Here is a 20,559-nt window from a genome sequence, read left to right on the forward strand (position 1 = left end):
GCCAATACGGGGCCTGTTATCTAATCCTTCAGCGCCTGAAACCGCGCTATAGCCTCCTTCCGGCTTTCTTTCAGATCAACGATGGGGCTGGGGTAGCCGTTCGGGGGCGTTCCGCCGACCCACGGCTGGTGGATACGTTTGTTGTCGAGGTCGGTCAGCTCCGGCAGATACTGGCGGATGAACACACCCTTCGGGTCGAAACGTTCGCCCTGAGTCACCGGGTTGAATACGCGAAAGTAAGGCGCCGCGTCGGTGCCGGTAGAGGCGCTCCATTGCCAGCCGCCATTGTTGGACGCGAGGAAGCCGTCCACCAGCCGCGATGAGAAGTAGCGTTCCCCCACCTGCCAGTTGATAAAGAGGTTCTTGGTCAGAAACTGGGCCGTGACCATGCGCAGGCGGTTGTGCATCCAGCCGGTCTGGTTCAGTTGGCGCATGGCGGCGTCGACCATGGGAATACCAGTCTCCCCCGCTTTCCACGCCTCGAAGGCTTCCCCGGGCGGGTTCCATTGCAGTGCCTCGGTTTCTGGTTTGAAGGCCCTATTCATGCTGACGCGGGGAAAGTGGTAAAGGATGTGGATGTAGAAATCGCGCCAGGCCAGCTCGTTGATCCAGGTGGCTAGCCCCTCCTGTTCGCCCCCTGCTCCCTGTGCCTGTTGCGCGGCCGTCACGCATTGCTGGCCCGACAATACGCCATTGGCCAGATAGGGTGACAGGAGACTGGTGCCGGCGCAGGCCGGAAAGTCCCGCTGGGCTTTGTAGCCGCCTACCTGCTCGTCCAGAAAGCGTTCCAACTGCTGGTGTGCGGCATCCTCACCCGTGGCCACCAACGGTGGCGGCGCACCCTCACTGCCAGCAACCGAGGAGTGGTACTGCGCCGGCTTTACCGGGGCAGCGACTGGTGAAGGCACCGGCCAGGGCGTCGGGCGGGTCTCATCAACCCAGTTGCGCCAGCGCCGGCTGAACGGGGTGAAAACGGAAAAAGGCTTCTGCTGGCCGGTGAGAATGCTACCCACGGGTGCAATGGTCTGGTCCCGGTACTTCTGAAAGCGGATATCGGCTTCGGCCAGCTTGTTGGCGATGGCCTTGTCCCGGCGGCGCTCGTTGACCCCATATTCTTCGTTGATGTGCACATGCCGAACCTTGTGCTCACGACAGTGGTCCAGCAGGCGTGTGACGGTGTCCTGGAAGTCCTCACAGTCAAGAAAATGCATGGGAATGCCGAGCCGGGCCAGTTCCGCGGCCAGTGCATTAACGTGGTCCAGCACGAAACCGATACGCGCCGGCGACCAGTCATGGTTCTGCCATTGCCCGGGCGTCACCACAAAGCAGGCTGTTACCGGGTCGCCGGATTTGCATGCAGCCGTCAGGGCCGCGTTGTCGGCGACGCGCAGGTCGTTTCGGAACCAGACAAGTTGGGTCATGGGGGTACCTGTGGCCGATGTATAGATTTATTGGCTGACAGGACAGTTTACTGAAGCCTGCTGCCGGGGAAAGACGGGGAGACTTAATAGCCCCACCCGGCAACAAGCTGGAGCCGCGGGCTGGTGATCGGCGGGGGCAATAGAGTATTCGGGTCAATAAGCAACGTTGAATCTGGAAGGTGGGCAGTGCCCACCCTACGAAGGGTCAGGCCAACCCCATAGCTTGAAACCTCATAACGTGAAGTAAGGCGCCGTGGCGCCGCGGGTCTCGCGGGCTTTTTTCAGCTCTGCACGGGCGACTGTTCGCAGGTGGACTTCGTCCGGGCCATCCATCAAACGCAGGGCCCGGCCCCAGGTCCAGAAATAAGCGAGGGGCGTGTCCGGGGTCAGTCCCATAGCGCCGAAGATTTGCATGGCGCGGTCCATCACACGGGTCTGCAGCCGTGCGGCGACGACTTTTATGCCCGCTACATCAACCCGGGCGGCGGCATTGCCGTGGGTATCCATGAGCCAGGCAGCGCGCAGCACCAGTAACCGCGCCTGGTCGATATCCAGGCGCGACTCGGCGATCCACTCCTGAATGTTCTCCATCTCACTGAGGAACTTGCCGAATGCGCGCCGCTCCAGCGCGCGTTCGCGCATCATCTCCAGTGCCAGCTCACACTGGCCAATGGTACGCATGCAGTGATGGACCCGACCGGGTCCCAACCGGGCCTGGGCCATGGCGAACCCGGCCCCGGGCTGGCCGATCAGGTTCTCCGCCGGCACCCGCACACCCCGGAAGACCAGCTCGCAGTGCCCCTCAAGGGAATGGTGCTGCATGATTGGGATATTGCGCGCGACCTCAACGCCCGGGCTGTCGAGGGGCACGATGACCATGGAGTGCTGGTGGTGGGCGTCTGCCTGTGGCTCATTCTCATGCCGGCCAAAGAAGATGGCGAAGGCGCAATGGGGATGGTTCGCGCCGGAAATGAACCACTTGCGGCCATCTATCACGTAGCTGTCGCCGTCACGCCGGATCGTGCCGGCGAGGTTAGTGGGGTCGGACGAAGCTGTATCGGGCTCGCTCATGGCGAAGCAGGACCGTATTTCGCCCTTCAGGAGCGGCATAAGCCATTGCTCATACTGGCCTGGGCTGCCGAAGCGGTGCAGCAGCTCCATATTGCCGGTGTCGGGTGCGCTACAGTTGAATACTTCGGCTGCCCAGGGTACTCGCCCCATGATTTCAGCCAGAGGCGCATAGTCGAGGTTAGTCATGGCCGTGCCCGGCTCCTGTTCGCGCAGGTCAGGCAAAAACAGGTTCCAGAGACCATCATCCCGCGCCTGGGCTTTAAGTGGTTCAAGGAGATCCAGGGGATAGTCGCCCGCCGATGCCCGTCGCAGCCATTCCCCATTAAGCGGCAAAAGGCGCCGTTTCATGAACTGCTGCAGCGAGGCCTGATAGGCCTGGGAATCCTCGGAATAGGCAAAGTCCATGGCGAGTCCTGCATTGTGGGGGCTACCCCAGACTACCCGCCATAGCCATTCAAGACATTGATGCACATCAACAGCCCTGTCAGAGGCTCCGGCAGTTTCCAACGCCACGCCACAGACATTCCTGCAACGGGCGTTCATCCGCAGAGTTATCGATTTTGATTCTCATTTATATTATTGTGGCGCTTCGATAACGCCCACCCCCGGGCACACTTTCAGCGATATGCGGAGGGCCGCATGCAGTCACTGACCGAACCAACTGCGAAAGATCGCTGCCACAACCTCGGGTCAGCAGAGTCAGCGCCGATGCTTGACCACCTGCTGGTAACCGCGCAGCGGCTAGGACCGTCGCTGGAACACATCGCAGCGCTTGATTCCCTGCAGAGCCTGTCTGTGAACGCCGACAATAGGCAGCTGATCGATCGGTTGTATACCTATTGGGAGATGGCTCACCCAGAAGCGGGGCAGCCCTATTGGTCAGTCCGGTCCTGGATCATGCTGGTCTGGCAGCCTCTTTATCTCACAGTGATAGGCGCCCATCTGGCAGGGGCCCTGCCAGACCTGGACGACTTGCAGCAACGGCTCAGGGGTGGCCTCGTGGCCGGATTCAACCTCAGCAAGGTTATCCTCACCCAGCCGGATAACCCGCAGGTGCGCATCGAAACGGGCGGGGATCAACTGCGTCACTTCGTCGACCGGATGTATGTACAACTCGCCGCCCGTACGCCGCTAAAACGGCTCAGTGCGCTCAGATTGGTCGCGGATATGCTTTTGAACGCCCTGGCCCAGATCGCCGGGACGGAACATTGGGAGAACGCCAGAACAATGGCTTACGCCGATCAATGGCTTCGCGCGGCCGGGCTTAAAGGCGAAAGTACGCTGACCATTCGTTCTAGCGGTAAAGAAAGCGCAGGCGGCGCCGACGAACAGCTGGTGCTGGAACGCAAAAGCTGCTGCATGCACTACCGTCGCCACGACGGCGACTTATGCGAAGGGTGCCCCGTGCTCAAAAAGCCTGAGCGCCTGGCACGCCTCAAAAGCAAGTGGGAGGCGAGAGGCATCTAGTTGTCCGCTGCGCCACATGATTTTCTCGGGCGTTCGGGTCTCAGGCGTTAGTGTCTCAGGCAGACGCGCGGTCGCCCCAGCCGCAGCCCATCCTTGCAAGCTTGGTCAATATCTGGCTGCGGGTGATGATACCCACCAGCTTGCCGTTCTCTGCGACCGGATAGACCTTGGGCTTGCCACGCCCCAGATTCTGCGCGAGATCGACCATGTTATCCGCCGGGCTTACGACCACGGGGTCGGCAAACATCACGTCGCCTACTTCGGGGTCGCCCTCACAGTGATAGCTGCTGACCAGCAAGGCGTGAATACAGTCCTGCTCGGATATGAACCCGATAACCTGACGCTGCTGGTCAACCACCGGCAAGCCCGACACGCTGTTGGCCAGGAGGATATTGACGACCTCGGTCAGCGGCATGTTGGGCGTGACGGTCGGAACCTGGCGCTGCATGACATCGCGAACCTGGACTGATTGCATTAGGCGTTCTCCTGAAGCTGTAACTGCGCTTGGCAGATTAAGTGCAAACCACACCTACAGCTTATACCTCCAGGACAGCGCCGCAAACACCGCTTTTCCGATTCCCCTCTTAGTCTGAAGCTATCGCTGAGCACGGACTGGACCAAGCTGATCTATCGCGGACTCAATCCCAATGCGGCGGCATGGTGGCGCAGATGGTCTTCAATGAAAGTCGCGATGAAGAAATAGCTGTGGTCGTAACCCGACTGCATCCGCAGCTCGACGGGATGGTTGACGCTCTGACAGGCTTTCACGAGCGCATCTGGTGCCAGTTGCTCTTCCAGGAAATTGTCGTGGGAGCCCTGGTCGATGAGAATCGGCAAACGTTCGGCGGCCTGGAGCACTAACAGGCTGGCATCGTATTCAGCCCATGCAGCCTTGTCGTCGCCCAGGTAGCCGCCCAACGCTTTCTGGCCCCAGGGCACATCGCTTGGGTTACAGATAGGCGCGAACGCTGACACCGCCTGGTAGCGGCCGGGGTTGCGCAGGGCACAGACGAGCGCGCCATGGCCGCCCATAGAGTGGCCACTGATACTGCAGCGATCGCTGACCGGTAAGTGCTCCCGCACCAGGGCGGGCAGCTCCTCGGTCACGTAATCATACATACGGTAGTGCGCCGCCCAGGGCTCCTGCGTCGCGTTGACATAGAAACCGGCGCCGGAGCCAAAATCGTAGCTATCATGCTCGCCTGGCAGGTCCGTTCCGCGGGGACTGGTGTCGGGACAGACGATTGCCAGCCCCAGCTCTGCAGCGACCCTCTGGGCGCCGGCTTTTTGCACAAAATTTTCATCTGTGCAGGTCAGGCCGGACAGCCAGTACATCGCCGGCACGGGCGCTTTTTCGGCCTGGGGCGGAAGGTAGACCGAAAAGGTCATCGTTACGCCCAGGGTTCTGGAATCATGCTGGTAGCGGCGCTGGTAGCCGCCAAAACAGCGGTTTTCTGCGATCATTTCCATCGTGACTGCCCTCCCTTTAGCCGACGACATACTGTCGCCGACGGTCCACTTTGCCGACCGTGCCCGCTAGCCGACGGTGCCCTCCAGTGCCCTGACCACCGACCAGGTAGGGCCCTGTCCACTGACCAGGGATCGCCGGCTTTGCGTGTGCCAGGATCAGTAAATAATGACTGACCGAATACTCTTGCCTTCGTGCATCAGGTCGAAGGCTTTGTTGATATCTTCCAGGCCCATCTGGTGGGTCACCATGGCGTCTATTTCGATCTCGCCACCCATGTAGCGTTCGACGTAGCCCGGCAGCTCAGTGCGTCCCTTGACGCCACCAAAGGCGCTGCCCCGCCAGGTTCGGCCGGTCACCAGCTGGAACGGACGGGTGCTGATTTCCTCGCCCGCACCGGCGACGCCGATGATGACGGATTCGCCCCAGCCCTTGTGACAACACTCCAGGGCGGAGCGCATCAGGTCTACCTTGCCGATGCACTCAAAGGAATAGTCCACCCCGCCATCGGTCAGGTCAACGATCACTTCCTGGATGGGCCGGTCATATTCGCGCGGGTTGATAAAATCGGTCGCGCCCAGCATACGCGCCATCTCGAATTTGTCTTCGTTGATGTCGATGACGATGATGCGCTCGGCCTTGGCCATGACCGCACCCTGCACAACGCTCAGGCCGATCCCGCCGAGGCCGAAAATGGCCACCGAGGAGCCAGGCTCTACCTTGGCGGTGTTCAAAACGGCGCCTATGCCTGTGGTGACGCCGCAGCCCAGCAGGCAGACCTTATCCAGGGGCGCTGCCTTGTTGATCTTGGCCAAGGCTATTTCGGGCACTACGGTGTACTCCGAAAAAGTCGAGGTGCCCATGTAGTGGAACAGCGTTTTGCCGCGAGCAGAAAAACGCGAGGTTCCATCAGGCATCAGGCCCTTGCCCTGGGTGCTGCGAATGGCGCCGCAAAGGTTGGTCTTGCCGGACAGGCAGAACTTGCACTGGCCACATTCAGGGGTATAGAGCGGGATTACATGGTCGCCCACGGCGAGCGTCGTTACACCCGGGCCAACTTCCTCAACCACAGCGCCGCCCTCGTGGCCCAGAATCGCAGGGAAGTTGCCCTCCGGGTCTGCCCCTGAGAGGGTAAAGGCGTCGGTGTGACAAACGCCGGTCGCTACGACACGCAGCAGCACTTCGCCCTGCTTGGGGCCACCTACCTCGATGTCTTCAATCTGCAGCGGCTTACCCGCTTCCCAGGCCACGGCGGCGCGAGATTTCATGGTCTTCTCCTCAATAGTTTTACAGTAAAGCCGGGCCGGTATTTTCTGCCCTGTCTGTCATTAGCCGGAGCCTACCACATGAGATCGTCGGGGATCGGGTAGTCGGCATAAGGATCATCCTCATCCGCCTCGGAAGCCGAATTCAGCAGTACGACCGTCGCTTCGTCCCGCTGCCGAATTTTATCGGCAATGTTCGCCGGCACCAGCTCATAGCTTTCTCCGAAGCGAGCAATGGCAATACGGCCGCGGGCCAGTTGGTCCTGCTGGGCTGAGGTCACGAGTATCTTTTTAATTTTCTTGGCATCGACAAACTGATAGTCGATCTCGCCCTGGCGTCGCTCCAGCCGATGGGTTTCCACCAGCTGACGAATCTGCGCGGCTATCGCTTTGCGTTCGGCCTCCTGCTGACGCTCCCGGTTGGCCTGGCGGTCTTTTTCTGCCTGCTCGGCGCGGGCGGCCCGGGCCCGTTCGGCCACTTCGTTGGGCTCAGCCGGTTTCTGCTTGCCCTGCTTGGTCTTCCGACGTTGTTCCTGTTTTATCTGCTTGGCTTTCTTGTCGTCCACCAGGCCCTGTTTCAGTAGTTGTTCCTGAAGCGAAAGCGCCATTATTTACCCAGCCCCTGATCGTCGAATGAGCCTATGAAGTAGCCCCATTATCCAGACCCGTACGTTGGCCGCAATCAATTCACCGTTTCATCCAGCCAACAGCTTTTCCAAACCTCCTGAACCTGTAAGGAAATATACCTAGACGGCAGCGCTCGTTTCTTAACAGACAGACAGCAGGCGTTCGTTTCCCCAGCCGAAACCGGGTAGGAAAGCGATACAATATAGATAGCGCCCTCATAAATAAAAGGCTCAATTCAGTCGCTTAAGATCGACGGCGACTCTGGTTGAGAATGCTGGGGAAATAACGGGTAATAAACTTGCGTTACTGACCTAGTGCAGCAGACCGCCCGCTAGCAATAAAACGCTACAATTCCCCGTACCACGGGCCTTTACGGGGATCCGTCGGTTCGACTACAGTTACCTCACTTGGCCGGAAAAACTCTTGTCAAGTCTTCACAGCTGACGGTTGTCCAACCGTGGCGATGGTTGCACAGGCGGGCTCGTGCTTTGGGTTATAGCTCAAAAGAGCAGAGTCTTATCTTCTTACTCAGGCGTGGCACGAACTCCAGTATCGGATGGCTCGTGCAGTGTTTTATCGGAGGTTTTTATGCGTTTGAGTGATATTTATCTTCAGTTTCGTCGTCAGCGCACCGTGGCCAACGTTCAGGTTAAAGAACAGGTAGCCGCCCCCCGTCAAACTTTGACGTTGGAAGCGATGACCCGCCCGGCGCAAACAAAAAGTCTGAAGGCAGCGTTGCGTCAGCGTTAAGCTTGACCGATAAACGTCAACTCTTAACGTTGAGTACAGCCCTTCAATATTGAGGCCGGCCGCACACCGGCCTCTTTTAGTTTTTGTCTACCTCGTTCGCCCCTTTCAGTTTGCCGCCTCTTTGGTTAAGTTGGGAAATCGTAGTCAAGTTGGAGCATTGAGCGCCGCCGCGCCAGGCTGCCTTCAGCTTCTGACCGACCGATTACCACAGCCGCCCCGCTGTCACCGTCAACGAGGTCTAGCCCATGAAAGCATTCTTCCATCCCTCCCAGGATCTGCACATTCCCCGCAGCTACCTGTCCCGGGGACAGATGCGCGCGCCCCAGGAGATCCCGGAACGCACGGGCCACATTCTCAAAGGCCTCGAACAGGTCGACTGCCCGGTCGAGCAGCCTGCTGATTTCGGCATGGCCGCGATTTCAAAGGTACACGACCTCGGCTATCTGACGTTTCTGGAGTCGGCCCATCGCCGCTGGAAAGCCGCGCCCGAAGACTGGGGCGACGAGGTCATGTCGAACATTTACGTGCGCTCGTCAAACCCGCGTCGCGGCTTGTTGGCAGAAGCCGCCTACTACTTGGCCGACGGCAGCTGTCCCGTGGGCAAAGATACCTGGGAGGCGGCCTATTGGTCCGCCCAGAGCGCGTTGGCGGCGACAGACCGGATCCTGAAAGGCGACATGAATGCCTATGCCGTATGTCGGCCACCGGGGCATCACGCCCGTCGGGACGCGGCGGGTGGTTTCTGTTACCTCAACAACGCGGCTATTGCCGCCGAGGCTCTGCGGGAGAACTTCGGGCGGGTTGCGATCCTCGATACCGACATGCACCACGGCCAGGGTATCCAGGAAATTTTCTACAAGCGCAGCGATGTGCTCTATGTTTCGATCCATGGCGATCCGACCAATTTCTACCCGGTCGTGGCCGGGTTCGAGGATGAGCGCGGTGCGGGCGACGGTAAGGGGTACAACGTCAACCTGCCCATGGCCCACGGCTCCAGCGAAGAGGTCTTTTTCGACCGACTCACTGAGGCGCTGACCATCCTGCGGTTGTACCAACCAGATGTGGTTATCCTCACCCTGGGTTATGACATCTACAAGGATGACCCCCAGGCCAAGGTCGCAGTGACCTCTGCGGGCTTCAGAAGGCTTGCCGAACAGGTCGGCGGGCTGGGGTTGCCAACGCTGGTGGTGCAGGAGGGCGGCTACGACCTGGAATCACTGGGTGAGAACACCCGCCAGTTTTTCACCGGGCTGGGCATTTAAACGACTCGTTGTCGCCCGGGCTCTGGCTCACTCACGAACCAGTACCCGGGCATTTTCCTCAGGCGCCTCTCGGGACTGCCTGGGCTTCAACAAATTCCATTAACCCTTCCGCGCCGCCTTCGCGACCAATACCCGACGCTTTCATGCCCCCAAACGGCGCCTGGGGTGCCGGTCCCGTGCCGGTGTTCCAGCCAACATGACCGAAGCGCAGGGCGCCTATCACGCGCTGCGCCAGCGCATCATCAGCGGTGAACACATACGCGGCGAGGCCGTATTCGGTATTGTTGCCGGCGCGGACTGCGTCGTCCTCTGTCTCAAACAACGCCATGGGCACCAGCGGCCCGAAGGTTTCCTTCTGCCAGCATTCCATATCGTCCCGCACATCGGTGACGACGGTGGGCGGATAGAACAGGTTACGGCTGGAATCCAACTCATCCGGATGGGTACCGGCCAACTGGCGTGCGCCTTTTTCAAGCGCGTCTTTGACGTGGCTGCGCACCTTGTCGAAACCGTCCGCGTTGATTAGCGGCCCGATATCGACGTTCTCATCCATGCCATCCCCTACCCGCAGCTTCTCAACGCGACTGACCACTTTCTCGGCGAAAGCATCGGCGACGTCTTTTTGCACCAGGATGCGGTTGGCACAGACACAGGTTTGTCCACTACCCCGGAACTTGTTGGCGATCAGGTTATCGGCGGCGGCATCCAGATCGGCGTCCGCGAAGACGATAAAGGGCGCATTACCGCCCAGTTCCAGACCCAGCTTCTTCACCTGGGGTATGGTTTTCTCGATCAGCTTCTGGCCGATTTCGGTCGAGCCAGTAAAACTCAGCATGGGCACATCGGGATGCGCACAGAGCGTGTCGCCGATGACCCCGGCGCTACCCATGACCAGATTGACCATGCCTTTGGGCAGATCCAGGCGCTCATGAATCAGCGAAAACAGCGCAATCATAGTCAGCGGCGTGGCGCTGGCCGGCTTGATCACGCAGGGGCAGCCCGCCGCCAGGGCCGCGGAGAGTTTCTTGGCGATCATGCCGATGGGGAAGTTCCAGGGCGTGATCAGCCCTACCACGCCAATCGGGCGGTGATAGACGGTCCAGGTACAGTCCTTGGGACGTTCATCGAGGGTATGGGGCTCCAGCTGGTCCAGATTCTTGGCGCAGTGGTCGAAGAACCCCGCGGCGTATTCAACTTCGGCCTGCGCTTCCTTCCAAGGCTTGCCATGTTCCAGGCTGAGAATGCGGCCGACTTCTTTTTTCTCAGCCATGAGCACGTCGCGGATCCCCTCAAGCCAGTGTCGACGCTGTTCCATCGTGTAGGGCCGGGTTAACTGCAACGCCTCTTTGCCCGCAGCCACGGCCTGATTGACCTCGTCAGCACCGAGGGACGGCACAGACGCCAGCTTCTCCCCCGTCGATGGATTGTGAATATCGAAGGTCTTGCCGGTCTCGGCAGGGGTCCACTGGCCGCCGATATAGCCACTGAGATGTTGGAGCAGGGGGGATTCAATCATGCCGGTTCCTCTTTAACTGGGTTCGGAGCGTAACACCTACGTCGGGTCACCGCGTGGGAAGGACCATGGCTCATCTTGGACATTTGCGGTGGCCCTTGTCCAGCGCTGGCACTGCCTTAACCTTAGGAGCCTCTGATTAACTCGTGGGTCGCCTCTGCGTTCGACTTTTTGAAAGGCAACCAGCCTTACTGCAAAGTCACGCCTTGATTGTGGGTAGCTTTGAAAGCCAGTGGCGATCCAAGAGTTAATCAGAGGCTCCCTTAACCGCAGCCGATTGACCGCTCGTTCGCGGCCTCGCCCGGCGCGCAAAGGCATAGTATGGTGAAGTAAAGGTATAGTGAACTGATCGACTTTTCCTCGGACGGGAGCCGCAGTGGACATGACTGAACTCTGCCAGGGGCGCCCCGGTTCAAGACGGGTATGGATCTGGCTAGGCTGCGTGCTGGCCGGCCTGCTTCTTTTTGCCCCGGCCAGCAGCGAGGATGGCTCTTCCAAGGCGCTGTTGCTGACGATCGACGGCAGTATTGGCCCGGCGACACTCGACTACCTCGAGCGCGGGCTCGGCCAGGCGGCAGCCGAAGACGCCAGCCTGGTCGTCATCCAGTTGGATACGCCGGGCGGCCTGGCTTCAAGCATGCGCAGCATGATCAAAGCGATTCTGGCCTCTCCTGTGCCCGTCGTAACCTGGGTAGCGCCTGCCGGCGCCCGGGCAGCCAGCGCCGGCACCTACCTGCTGTACGGCAGCCACGTTGCAGCAATGGCGCCGGCAACTCACCTGGGCTCAGCAACCCCGGTGCAAATGGGCGGTTTTCCCGGCGGTAGTGGAGATACCGACGAAGGTGAAACCGACAACGGCCCGGCTACCGGCCAGGGTAGCCGGGAGAATAACAGTGAGAGTAACAGTGAGAGCACGGGTGAGAATGCCGGAGAGAGTGCCGGAGAGAGTGCCGGAGAGAGTGCCGGAGAGAATGCCGAAGAGAGTGCAGGAGAAAGCGCCGGCAAGCGACGCGGTGGCAACGCCATGGAACGGAAGGTGCTCGAGGACGCAGTAGCCTATATCCGAAGCCTCGCCGAGCGTCATGATCGCAACGCGGACTGGGCAGAGCAGGCTGTGCGCGAGGCAGTGAATCTTTCAGCAAACGAGGCGGAAAGCCGGAATGTGGTTGATCTGGTTGCCGCCGATCTGGACGCCCTACTGCTGGCACTGGACGGTCGCACAGTGCAGATGGCCGACGGCGAGCGTACGCTTGAAACCTCGGCCCTGGCGATCCACCGGTTCGACTCCGACTGGCGAACCGACCTGCTTTCGGTCATAACCGACCCTAACGTCGCCTATTTCCTGATGATCATCGGCTTCTACGGGCTGATCTTCGAACTTGCGAGCCCGGGCGCTATGGTGCCCGGCGTGATAGGCGCCATCTGCCTCGTGCTAGCCCTGTTCGCGTTTCAGGTACTGACCGTAAATTATGCAGGACTCGCGCTGATCATACTGGGGCTGGCGTTTATCGTCGGCGAAACCTTGGTTCCAAGTTTCGGTGCGTTGGGCCTGGGCGGGATTGTCGCCTTTGTCGTAGGCTCCATCATTCTCATGGACGGCACCAACCAGGCAATATCTTGGCCGATTATCGGTGGCACGGCGGCCATTGCCGCTGGCTTCATGCTTTGGACAGTCACCCGCCTCATGGGGCTGCGCAGGCGGCCAGCCACAACAGGGCGAAGCCAGATGCTGGGCGCCCTGGCAAAGGTAACGGTGGACTTTCAGCAGCATCCCGGTGAATCTGATTATCGGGGCAAGGTCTTCCTGCATGGCGAGACGTGGCGGGCAACCAGCGGCTCAGCGATTTCTGAAGGCACTCAGGTACGGGTCATCGCTATCAGAGACCTTGAAGTGCGGGTGGAGCCAACCAGAGAATAAACCCGCTGCACACCAATGCTTGATTCGCATCTAACCGGTCAAACGACAAGGAGAGCCAGATGGGTACCTTTTTTCCGTACATTACGCCGCTCGTCTTACTGCTGCTGCTTATAGGCTGGTCGGTTCGGATCCTGCCGGAGTACCAGCGCGGCGTCGTGTTTTTTCTGGGTCGTTTCCAGGGCGTACGCGGCCCAGGCCTGATCTTCATCGTACCCGGCATTCAGCAACTGACCCGGGTCGATCTCCGGGTGATAACCCTTGATGTGCCGAGCCAGGACGTTATCTCTCGTGACAACGTCACGGTTAAAGTCAATGCCGTGCTTTACTACCGCGTGGTGGATCCGGAGAAGGCCATTATCCAGGTTGAGGATTTCGGTGCCGCCACCAGCCAACTGGCCCAGACCACGTTACGTTCGGTGCTGGGGAAGCACGATCTGGACGAGATGTTGTCGGAGCGGGATAAACTCAACAATGACATCCAGGAAATTATCGACTCCCAGACCGAGCCCTGGGGCGTTAAAGTCGCTAACGTCGAAATCAAGCATGTTGACCTGAACGAGTCCATGATCCGCGCTATCGCCCGCCAGGCTGAGGCAGAACGGGAGCGGCGCGCCAAAGTCATTCATGCGGAAGGGGAACTGCAGGCTTCGGAAAAACTGGTGCAGGCCGCGGACGTGATGGGCCGAAACTCGGCCGCGTTACAGTTGCGCTACCTGCAGACAATGGCCGACATGAGCGCGAAAAACTCCTCCACCATCGTGTTCCCGCTGCCGCTGGATATCATGGACGTCTTCAAGACGATCAAGGGACAGGTAAACCAACCCCCGTCACCAGGGCCAGCGCCCCAGCCGAACGAACCGGTACCCAAGGGCAGCCCTGACTAATCGCCGGCCGGGGCCCGCCCGCCGGGTGCCGGATCCGCAGACCCCATGGTGAAGCCCGGACGATCAACACTGGTCACGCGGTTTCGTCCGTCCGCTTTGCTCTGGTACATCCGGCGATCGGCGACACTGAACAGCGCCCGTAAGTCATCTCCGTCCCGGCCAAGCTGGGCGATACCTGCGCTGAAAGTAATCTGAAGGTCCTGGTCGAGCACACGGCAGGGCGTCTCAGCCAGAACGCGCTGGAGTTCATGCACGACAAATTCGACCTGTCCCAACGTACAGTTGGGCACCATGATGCCAAACTCTTCGCCACCGATCCTACAGATAAGATCGGTCGCGCGCAGGCGTTCGGCCAGCAAAGTGGCTACGTGCTGCAACACCTGGTCGCCGGCTTCGTGACCGTAGGAATCATTGATCGACTTGAAGTGGTCGAGGTCTATCAATACGAGGCACAGAGGGTACTTCTCGCGTTGAGCCTTTCGCTGCTCCCAGCCAAACACATCGGTGAAGCGCATGCGGTTGGCCAGCCCCGTCAGGCCGTCGGTGGTGGCCAGTTTGCGCAGACGCGCCTCAGAACGTTCGCGAGAGACTTCGTAGACGTGGGAGAATATCAGCACGGTCAGCACGCAAATGGCCATGTTCGCCAACTCTAGCGGATTCACCAGGGACGGGTTGCCCTGAAAGCGCCAGATATAGACGCCACCGGCGAGAAAGATCGCGATCAGAGAGAAGGCCAGGCCCATGAAACGGCCGACGAGCAGATGGGTTACCAGCGGGATCAGGAGCACCCAGATGAACACGGACGGCGTGGCATCAGGATGAGCAAAAATGAGCAGGAAGCCACCAAAGATCGCAGAGATGTAGGTAAGGCTCCAGGACGCCAGGTCCCGCGTGTTGCGTATCAGGCAGAGCAGCGCCAGCGAAAAAGCCGCCATGCCTAGCTCAATCAGCGCCAGCGCCACGACACCCTGGTAGAAATTCAGTGCGCTGAACAGAGAGGCGCCTATGAAGGTAATCAGCAGCATGACGCTGAAGATCACCCTACGGTAAGTCATATCGGCGGTGGCTCTGTCCATGGGACGCGGACTGTTCATCGCTCGCCGCCGTTTGAACCGGTATTATCCACTGCATTAGCGAGGGTCATTAAACACAACTCGGGCAAGTCAAATTTGATCGATTAGTATACACAAAGACAAAAATATGTCTGTGAACTGGACATGACACGGCCTTTAGGAGCACTCATGCACTATCTCCACACCATGGTACGGGTCGCTGACCTCGATGCTTCACTCCATTTCTACTGCGAGCTGCTGGGCTTGCGCGAAGTGAGCCGAAAGGACAGCGAGAAAGGCCGCTTTACACTGGTCTTTCTCGCAGCGCCGGATGATCTGCAGCGCGCCCGTGAAGAAAAAGCGCCTATGGTCGAGCTTACCCACAACTGGGACCCGGAAACCTATTCGGGAGGTCGCAACTTCGGACATCTGGCCTATCGCGTGGACAACATCTACGAAGCCTGCCAGAGGCTTCAGGAAGGCGGGGTTACCATCAATAGACCGCCTCGGGATGGCCATATGGCCTTTGTCCGATCCCCGGACGGAATCTCCATTGAACTGCTTCAAGCGGGTGACGCACTCGCCCCTAAAGAGCCATGGGCGAGCATGGAGAATAATGGCAATTGGTAGTTTCTGCAAACAGAATTCTATTCTCTGCCCCGGCGCTGCTGTCCAGGTGCCCTACTGGCCAACCCTGCAGGGGGCGCTACCGGTATTCGCACAGATGGCTTATATCTCTACGTTAGGGACGCAACCAGGCAGATGGCTACGGACACCTTAAAGAAAGTCTGCGGTTTTTTCCTGATAAGCCTTGGCTTCGCCGGCCTGCACGCCGACGAAGCTCCTGTTCCGGAACATAGCGAGAACTGGCAAGCTGTTATTCGGGAAGCACCCTACTGGTCGAGCCAGGGCGTGTTCGCCAACATGCTCTCCGTTCGCCGATGGGTTCTGTTCAGCTCGGGCTATTGCACCCAGCAGGAGCGCCATCTCCTGTTTGATCGGCGCGGCCGCTTCATAGCCTACGTCAGCGACCAGGAGTTCCGCCGCGACACTCAACGCAAACTGAACAGTGCACGCGCCGAAATGGCCCGGACCGGCCACGTGGAAACCTGGGTCCCCGGTGGCGAAAATGTCCGCGGTTACCCGTTCGCCCTGGCCTGCACTCAGCCCCACGTTGACATGGAGGCTGCTCTGGAGCGGTATTTCGGCGAAGCCGAAGAAGGCCGGATCTGGGGAAGTTGGGACACCTTGAAGATCGGCACCAGAGAACAACCGCTGTCGCTCCACAGCGCGCTTCAGGCCGTTTACCAACAGCGAACCGATGAAGGGCGACTCGACTTGCCAGCCGCGATTCTGGAGGACATCGCCGGGCAGCTACTGATCGAGAGCGGCGGCCAGGCGCGAGCGCACTCAACGGCCAACGCGCGGGGCATACTCCAGCTTTCGCCATCCGTACTGGACGACTGCCAGATACCTGCCGAACTCCACTGGCACCGGCTGGCCCAGATGGATTGCGCCTTGCGGCTGACCGAGAAAAATTACCGCAACCTCAGGCCGGCCTTCGAGCAGCGGTTTGGTCATCTGGTGCCCTTGAAACAAGAGACGCTGTTTCGCCTGCTGCTTACCCAGGCCTATCACGGCGGCACAGCCCGGGTGCTGCGCCTGCTGGATGACACAAGCGACCAGGGCGCCGCCGCTCGCTACTTCGCCGCCGAGCATGAACGCTTCAGTGCGGGCGACATCGCGTTTGGCATGCTGTTTCACAACCTGGACCGGGATCTGATCGGGTTCTCATCCTTGTACTATGGCGCCGATGTCCGACTGGCGGCGGAAAGCATAGAGGCCCGGCTTCCAAGCTCAGCCAGCCCGGCGGAATAAAAAAATCCGGAGCTACGCGAATAGCCCCGGATTACTTTATCCTGCTTCAGCCCCTGATCTGTCTCACTCTACCCCGCGTCACAGCTGCCGGGCACGAGTAAGGCAGTCAGGGTCGGTTTATCAGGCCTTCGCGGTCTTGCCGCTTTTGCCGTCGCTCTTCTGGGCCGTGGGCTTGTTACCGGTCTCTTTCTCCTGTGTACCGTGCCAGTTGACCTTGTCTTTGTCGTAGGCGATGCCATCGAACGGAAAGTCATCAACCGTCAGCATATCCAGCACTTCGGCCTCGAATGTCGCCATGAAGTCGGCATCGTCGGCGTTGATGATGTCCGCTTCCCGCGCGGCGATAACGCGCTTTTCCGGGTGCAGGGCATCAGCTGGGAGTTGCCCCTTGGCGTAGGCCTTGTTGACCGTGTGATAGAGCTTCTCGGCCCGGGGATAATCCTTGAGCAGGGCATTGTAGCGTGCCAGAGGGTTGTTCTTCTGGCCCGGCTCGGCGGTATTCCAGGTGTTTTCGGTCAGCTTGGTGCGCAAGGGGGTGTCGGTACTGATGGCGCGGGCGATTTCGTGCGTGAGCACATCTGCCGGGCGCTTCCAGTGACGCCCCGTAGGCATGACGGACAGACGCAGGGCCCAGGCCAGCGGGCGATTGGGCAGGTTGGCGAGGAACTCCTGAAGGGCTTCTTCTGCCCTGTTAAGCAGCAGGGTCATACTGTACTGGAACAGCGCTGTTTCACCCATTGCCGCGCGGCTTTCCTGCCACTGCTTGAGCACCATCGACCCCATATAGAGGTTGGACAGTACATCACCCAGACGTGCAGACAGCAGCTCCCGCTTCTTCAGATCAGAACCTACGCTGGCCATGGCCGCGTCCGCACAGAGACCAAACGCCGCGCTGAAGCGCGTCACGGCCTTGGCGTAGGGCGCCGCAATGTGATCAAAGGGAAGGTTACCGGCGCCAATGCCAAAGGCCTGTGTGAAGGCGCGGGCAAAATTGCCGAAGATCAGCCGGGCGTGGGCAAAAAACGCCCGGTCGAACGCCTCAATGTCGTTGTCGTCCTTCGCTGCCAGTTCCTCCAGCACATAGGGATGACAACGAATGGCGCCCTGGCCGAAGATCATCAGGTTACGCGTGAGGATATTGGCGCCCTCAACGGTGATAGACACCGCGGTGGCGGAGAAGCCAATACCCAGGTAATTGCGGGGGCCCAAAGTTACCGTACGACCCCCGTGAACATCCATCGCATCCATAGCCATATCGCGCTGGAATTCGGTGAGCTGGCTCTTGAGAATCGCTGAGGGTACGGCTGGCTTTTCGCCGTTGTCGATCATGTTGGCGGTCTGGATCACCGAGGCCTGGGCGATATAAGCCTTAGCGGCAATGCGGGCCAGCGGCTCCTGAACCCCTTCCATTTCTGCAACCGGCACGTTGAACTGACGACGGATGCGCGTGAAGCCGCCGGCCATGCCGAGCATATAGCGACCAGAACCGCTGGCGCCGGACGGCAGCGTGACACTGCGGCCCACCGACAGACACTCGACCAGCATACGCCAGCCTTCGCCGGCCATTTTTGGCCCGCCGATGATCCAGTCCAGCGGGATGAAGACGTCCTTCCCGACAATCGGACCGTTCAGGAAGGGGCTACCGATCGGCCAGTGACGGCGGCCGATTTCCATGCCTTTGGTATTGCGCGGAACCAGTGCGCAGGTGATACCCAGGTCTTTCTCTTCCCCCAGCAGGCCGTCGGGGTCAAACATGCGAAACGCAAGGCCAACCACGGTGGCGATCGGCGCCAGCGTAATCCAGCGCTTCTCGAAATTGAGCCGCAGGCCCAGGACTTCCTTGCCTTCAAACTCGCCCTTGCAGACGATACCGGTATCCGGCAGTGAGGTGGCATCAGAACCAGCGCGGGGACCGGTCAGGCCGAAACAGGGGATGTCCCGGCCATCAGCCAGACGCGGCAGATAGTGGTCTTTCTGTTCCTGGGTGCCGTACTTCAGCAGCAGTTCACCCGGGCCGAGGGAGTTGGGCACGCCCACGGTGGTCATGAGGGTCTCGTTGACCGAGAGCTTCTGCAGTACCAGGGATTGAGCCCGGGTGGACAGGCCCAAGCCGCCGTATTCCTTGGGAATGATCATCCCGAAAAAGCGCTCTTTCTTCAGATAATCCCAAAGTTCAGGCGGCAGATCCGCGCGCTCGACCGCGATATCCCAGGCATTGCACATGCTGGCGGCGACGGAGCACTGGTTGTCGATAAAGGCCTGCTCTTCGGGCGGCAGTTCGCCCAGAGGGCTGGCGAGGAGGGATTTCCATTGCGGGCGCCCGGTGAACAGTTCGCCGTCCCAACCCACGGTGCCGGCCTCAAGCGCGGTACGTTCGGTCGCGGAGACCTTGGGGGCCGCCTTCTTGAAAAAAGCGAAAATGCGGGGGGTGAGCCAGGCCTTACGCAGACCGGGTATGCCCGCGAGCGCTGTCACAGCCGCGCCGATAAGCAAGAGGACACCCATGACTTCAGCATCAGCTATGAAGCCAACTATCGACACGACCACCAGCAGGGCGACAGTCGCCTTGGCGCCGGACTCGCGTCGCATTACAAATAATAGACCGGCAATCGCCAGCACCAGAATAATCAGTTCATTCATGGGGATCCCTCCGCTTGACCACGTTTGGTTGGGGCACCGGCTTGAAGTCCGGAAATGTCAAAACGTCACCAGCGTACCATAATGTCCGGGAGAGCTGATGCCTTGACGGTGCCAGCGAGACGCTCTTAGCGCAAAAAAGGCCTGCTGGCAGTGCGGGTTACGACAGCTTCGCAGTCTGAATTGTCCGGTTTGCCGGAAGTAAGCCGCGAAACCACCGGCAAATCACGACAGCGCTAGCCCTGTGCGGCATCCATTACAATTTCGTATGAACGAAGGCGGTCGTCCAGGTTATAGAAATCCGAGTTGATCATCAGTTCGTCCGCCCCGGTCCCTTCGATAAAGCTGGCCAGCTGCCGCTTTACGGTTTCGCGGCTACCGACCACCGAGGCAGACAACATCTGCATGACCTGACCCCGCTCGTGGGGGTGCCAGTCCAGCTCTTTCACCGGCGGCAACGCGCGGGTGGATTTACCGCGAATGAGGTTGAGGAATTTCTGCTGGTGCGTGGTGGAAAGAAACTCTGCTTGTTCGTCAGTTTCTGCTGCAATAACAGGAATGCCCAGCATCAGATAGGGCTTATCGAGAATGCTGGATGGCTGGAAATTGTCCCGGTACAGACGGATCGCCTCGTGGATATACCCCGGCGCAAAATGACTGGCGAACGCAAAGGGCAAGCCCAGCTTGGCCGCCAGCTGCGCGCTGAATCCGCTTGAACCCAGAAGCCATAACGGAACATGCGTGCCCTGGCCCGGTACGGCTTTGACCCGCTGACCCGGCCGTGCATCCCCCAGGTAACCGGCAAGTTCCTGTACCATTTGCGGAAAGTGCTCGGCGGCCTGGGGGTCGCGCCCGAGCGCGCGCAGGGTCATGCCGTCGGTCCCGGGCGCACGGCCCAGCCCCAGGTCGATGCGATCGGGGTAAAGCGTCGCCAGGGTGCCGAACTGCTCGGCGACTACCAGAGGCGCATGATTGGGCAGCATGACACCACCGCTGCCGACGCGCAGCGTGCTGGTCCGCCCGGCAATATGGCCGATTAGCACGGCGGTTGCAGCGCTGGCGATACCGTCAATGTTGTGGTGTTCCGCCAGCCAGAAGCGATGGTAGCCCAGTTCTTCTGCCCGCCTGGCCAGAGCCACGGAGTTTTCGAAGCTCTCGGCGATGGTTCCCTCATCCCGGATCGGCGCCAGATCCAGCACGGACAGTCGCACATCTTTAAGCATGGGGGTGGGCCTCCTGCGGCAAATATTTGGTCATTAGTGTCCCGAAACACCTGTAGGTTGGGGTTAATCAGCCAGCTTAAAGGGCAGCAGGAACTCGAGGTCAAAAAGACGTTAGACTGGCGG

At 59.8% G+C, this 20,559-nt stretch carries 17 protein-coding genes; 7 read left to right on the plus strand and 10 right to left on the minus strand.

What is annotated here, in order from left to right:
• Positions 1 to 20: 20 nt before the first annotated feature.
• Both phrB and soil367_RS17660 read right to left on the minus strand, forming a co-directional pair.
• Positions 21 to 1,421 carry a deoxyribodipyrimidine photo-lyase gene (gene phrB, locus soil367_RS17655; RefSeq protein WP_136550337.1) on the minus strand — a complete coding sequence of 467 codons (1,401 nt, stop codon included), beginning with the start codon at positions 1,419 to 1,421 and terminating at the stop codon, positions 21 to 23.
• A gap of 231 nt (positions 1,422 to 1,652) precedes the next feature.
• Complete coding sequence (locus soil367_RS17660; RefSeq protein WP_246065416.1) at positions 1,653 to 3,005, minus strand: acyl-CoA dehydrogenase family protein; 1,353 nt, start codon at positions 3,003 to 3,005, stop codon at positions 1,653 to 1,655.
• Positions 3,006 to 3,131: 126 nt separating this feature from the next.
• Between soil367_RS17660 and soil367_RS17665 the strand changes: the two genes are divergently transcribed.
• Complete coding sequence (locus soil367_RS17665; protein ID WP_136550338.1) at positions 3,132 to 3,959, plus strand: siderophore ferric iron reductase; 828 nt, start codon at positions 3,132 to 3,134, stop codon at positions 3,957 to 3,959.
• Positions 3,960 to 4,014: 55 nt separating this feature from the next.
• Here the strand turns inward: soil367_RS17665 and soil367_RS17670 are convergent, their stop codons facing one another.
• The 4 genes from soil367_RS17670 to soil367_RS17685 all read right to left on the minus strand — a co-directional run bounded on the left by soil367_RS17670 (position 4,015) and on the right by soil367_RS17685 (position 7,300).
• Entirely contained in the window at positions 4,015 to 4,434 is a 420-nt protein-coding gene (locus tag soil367_RS17670; RefSeq protein ID WP_136550339.1) for a CBS domain-containing protein, read from the minus strand.
• 152 nt (positions 4,435 to 4,586) lie between these two features.
• On the minus strand, positions 4,587 to 5,429 hold the full coding sequence (fghA, locus tag soil367_RS17675; RefSeq protein ID WP_136550340.1) for an S-formylglutathione hydrolase: 843 nt from the start codon (positions 5,427 to 5,429) through the stop codon (positions 4,587 to 4,589).
• Positions 5,430 to 5,585: 156 nt separating this feature from the next.
• On the minus strand, positions 5,586 to 6,695 hold the full coding sequence (locus soil367_RS17680) for an S-(hydroxymethyl)glutathione dehydrogenase/class III alcohol dehydrogenase (protein WP_136550341.1): 1,110 nt from the start codon (positions 6,693 to 6,695) through the stop codon (positions 5,586 to 5,588).
• A gap of 71 nt (positions 6,696 to 6,766) precedes the next feature.
• Positions 6,767 to 7,300 carry a DUF2058 domain-containing protein gene (locus tag soil367_RS17685; protein ID WP_136550342.1) on the minus strand — a complete coding sequence of 178 codons (534 nt, stop codon included), beginning with the start codon at positions 7,298 to 7,300 and terminating at the stop codon, positions 6,767 to 6,769.
• A 607-nt stretch (positions 7,301 to 7,907) separates the two neighbouring features.
• Here soil367_RS17685 and soil367_RS18870 point away from each other — a divergent pair.
• Together soil367_RS18870 and soil367_RS17690 are read left to right on the plus strand one after the other, a co-directional pair.
• Complete coding sequence (locus tag soil367_RS18870; RefSeq protein WP_172962385.1) at positions 7,908 to 8,069, plus strand: hypothetical protein; 162 nt, start codon at positions 7,908 to 7,910, stop codon at positions 8,067 to 8,069.
• A 245-nt stretch (positions 8,070 to 8,314) separates the two neighbouring features.
• Entirely contained in the window at positions 8,315 to 9,331 is a 1,017-nt protein-coding gene (locus soil367_RS17690; protein ID WP_136550343.1) for a histone deacetylase family protein, read from the plus strand.
• Between the two features lie 58 nt (positions 9,332 to 9,389).
• Here the strand turns inward: soil367_RS17690 and soil367_RS17695 are convergent, their stop codons facing one another.
• Positions 9,390 to 10,847: an NAD-dependent succinate-semialdehyde dehydrogenase gene (locus soil367_RS17695; protein WP_136550344.1), complete on the minus strand. Its 1,458-nt coding sequence runs from the start codon at positions 10,845 to 10,847 to the stop codon at positions 9,390 to 9,392.
• Positions 10,848 to 11,226: 379 nt separating this feature from the next.
• Between soil367_RS17695 and soil367_RS17700 the strand changes: the two genes are divergently transcribed.
• Positions 11,227 to 12,762 (plus strand): NfeD family protein, encoded by a 1,536-nt coding sequence (locus soil367_RS17700; RefSeq protein ID WP_136550345.1) that lies wholly within the window; start codon positions 11,227 to 11,229, stop codon positions 12,760 to 12,762.
• Positions 12,763 to 12,821: 59 nt separating this feature from the next.
• A complete protein-coding gene (locus tag soil367_RS17705) occupies positions 12,822 to 13,646 on the plus strand; it encodes a slipin family protein (RefSeq protein WP_136550346.1) in 825 nt (274 codons plus the stop codon).
• Here soil367_RS17705 and soil367_RS17710 read toward each other — a convergent pair.
• A complete protein-coding gene (locus soil367_RS17710; RefSeq protein ID WP_136550347.1) occupies positions 13,643 to 14,740 on the minus strand; it encodes a GGDEF domain-containing protein in 1,098 nt (365 codons plus the stop codon). The two genes, soil367_RS17705 and soil367_RS17710, sit on opposite strands and share 4 nt — an antisense overlap.
• A 147-nt stretch (positions 14,741 to 14,887) precedes the next feature.
• Here soil367_RS17710 and soil367_RS17715 point away from each other — a divergent pair, with 147 nt between their 5' ends.
• On the plus strand, positions 14,888 to 15,328 hold the full coding sequence (locus soil367_RS17715; protein ID WP_136550348.1) for a VOC family protein: 441 nt from the start codon (positions 14,888 to 14,890) through the stop codon (positions 15,326 to 15,328).
• A 132-nt stretch (positions 15,329 to 15,460) separates the two neighbouring features.
• Positions 15,461 to 16,576, plus strand: coding sequence for a hypothetical protein (locus soil367_RS17720; protein WP_246065418.1), 1,116 nt, complete (start codon positions 15,461 to 15,463; stop codon positions 16,574 to 16,576).
• Between the two features lie 120 nt (positions 16,577 to 16,696).
• On the opposite strand, the gene soil367_RS17725 is transcribed toward soil367_RS17720, so the two are convergent.
• Together soil367_RS17725 and soil367_RS17730 are read right to left on the minus strand one after the other, a co-directional pair.
• A complete protein-coding gene (locus soil367_RS17725) occupies positions 16,697 to 19,216 on the minus strand; it encodes an acyl-CoA dehydrogenase (RefSeq protein WP_136550349.1) in 2,520 nt (839 codons plus the stop codon).
• A 233-nt stretch (positions 19,217 to 19,449) separates the two neighbouring features.
• Complete coding sequence (locus tag soil367_RS17730; protein WP_136550350.1) at positions 19,450 to 20,436, minus strand: LLM class flavin-dependent oxidoreductase; 987 nt, start codon at positions 20,434 to 20,436, stop codon at positions 19,450 to 19,452.
• Positions 20,437 to 20,559: the final 123 nt, after the last annotated feature.

It is taken from the genome of Hydrocarboniclastica marina (assembly GCF_004851605.1).
GTDB classification, from domain to species: domain Bacteria; phylum Pseudomonadota; class Gammaproteobacteria; order Pseudomonadales; family Oleiphilaceae; genus Hydrocarboniclastica; species Hydrocarboniclastica marina.

Coding starts and splice junctions, on each gene's coding strand:
- phrB (WP_136550337.1), bottom strand. CDS start 1,421: ATGACCCAACTTGTCTGGTTCCGAAACGACCTGCGCGTCGCCGACAAC.
- soil367_RS17665 (WP_136550338.1), top strand. CDS start 3,132: ATGCAGTCACTGACCGAACCAACTGCGAAAGATCGCTGCCACAACCTC.
- soil367_RS17670 (WP_136550339.1), bottom strand. CDS start 4,434: ATGCAATCAGTCCAGGTTCGCGATGTCATGCAGCGCCAGGTTCCGACC.
- fghA (WP_136550340.1), bottom strand. CDS start 5,429: ATGGAAATGATCGCAGAAAACCGCTGTTTTGGCGGCTACCAGCGCCGC.
- soil367_RS17680 (WP_136550341.1), bottom strand. CDS start 6,695: ATGAAATCTCGCGCCGCCGTGGCCTGGGAAGCGGGTAAGCCGCTGCAG.
- soil367_RS17685 (WP_136550342.1), bottom strand. CDS start 7,300: ATGGCGCTTTCGCTTCAGGAACAACTACTGAAACAGGGCCTGGTGGAC.
- soil367_RS18870 (WP_172962385.1), top strand. CDS start 7,908: ATGCGTTTGAGTGATATTTATCTTCAGTTTCGTCGTCAGCGCACCGTG.
- soil367_RS17690 (WP_136550343.1), top strand. CDS start 8,315: ATGAAAGCATTCTTCCATCCCTCCCAGGATCTGCACATTCCCCGCAGC.
- soil367_RS17695 (WP_136550344.1), bottom strand. CDS start 10,847: ATGATTGAATCCCCCCTGCTCCAACATCTCAGTGGCTATATCGGCGGC.
- soil367_RS17700 (WP_136550345.1), top strand. CDS start 11,227: ATGACTGAACTCTGCCAGGGGCGCCCCGGTTCAAGACGGGTATGGATC.
- soil367_RS17705 (WP_136550346.1), top strand. CDS start 12,822: ATGGGTACCTTTTTTCCGTACATTACGCCGCTCGTCTTACTGCTGCTG.
- soil367_RS17710 (WP_136550347.1), bottom strand. CDS start 14,740: ATGAACAGTCCGCGTCCCATGGACAGAGCCACCGCCGATATGACTTAC.
- soil367_RS17715 (WP_136550348.1), top strand. CDS start 14,888: ATGCACTATCTCCACACCATGGTACGGGTCGCTGACCTCGATGCTTCA.
- soil367_RS17720 (WP_246065418.1), top strand. CDS start 15,461: ATGGCTACGGACACCTTAAAGAAAGTCTGCGGTTTTTTCCTGATAAGC.
- soil367_RS17725 (WP_136550349.1), bottom strand. CDS start 19,216: ATGAATGAACTGATTATTCTGGTGCTGGCGATTGCCGGTCTATTATTT.
- soil367_RS17730 (WP_136550350.1), bottom strand. CDS start 20,436: ATGCTTAAAGATGTGCGACTGTCCGTGCTGGATCTGGCGCCGATCCGG.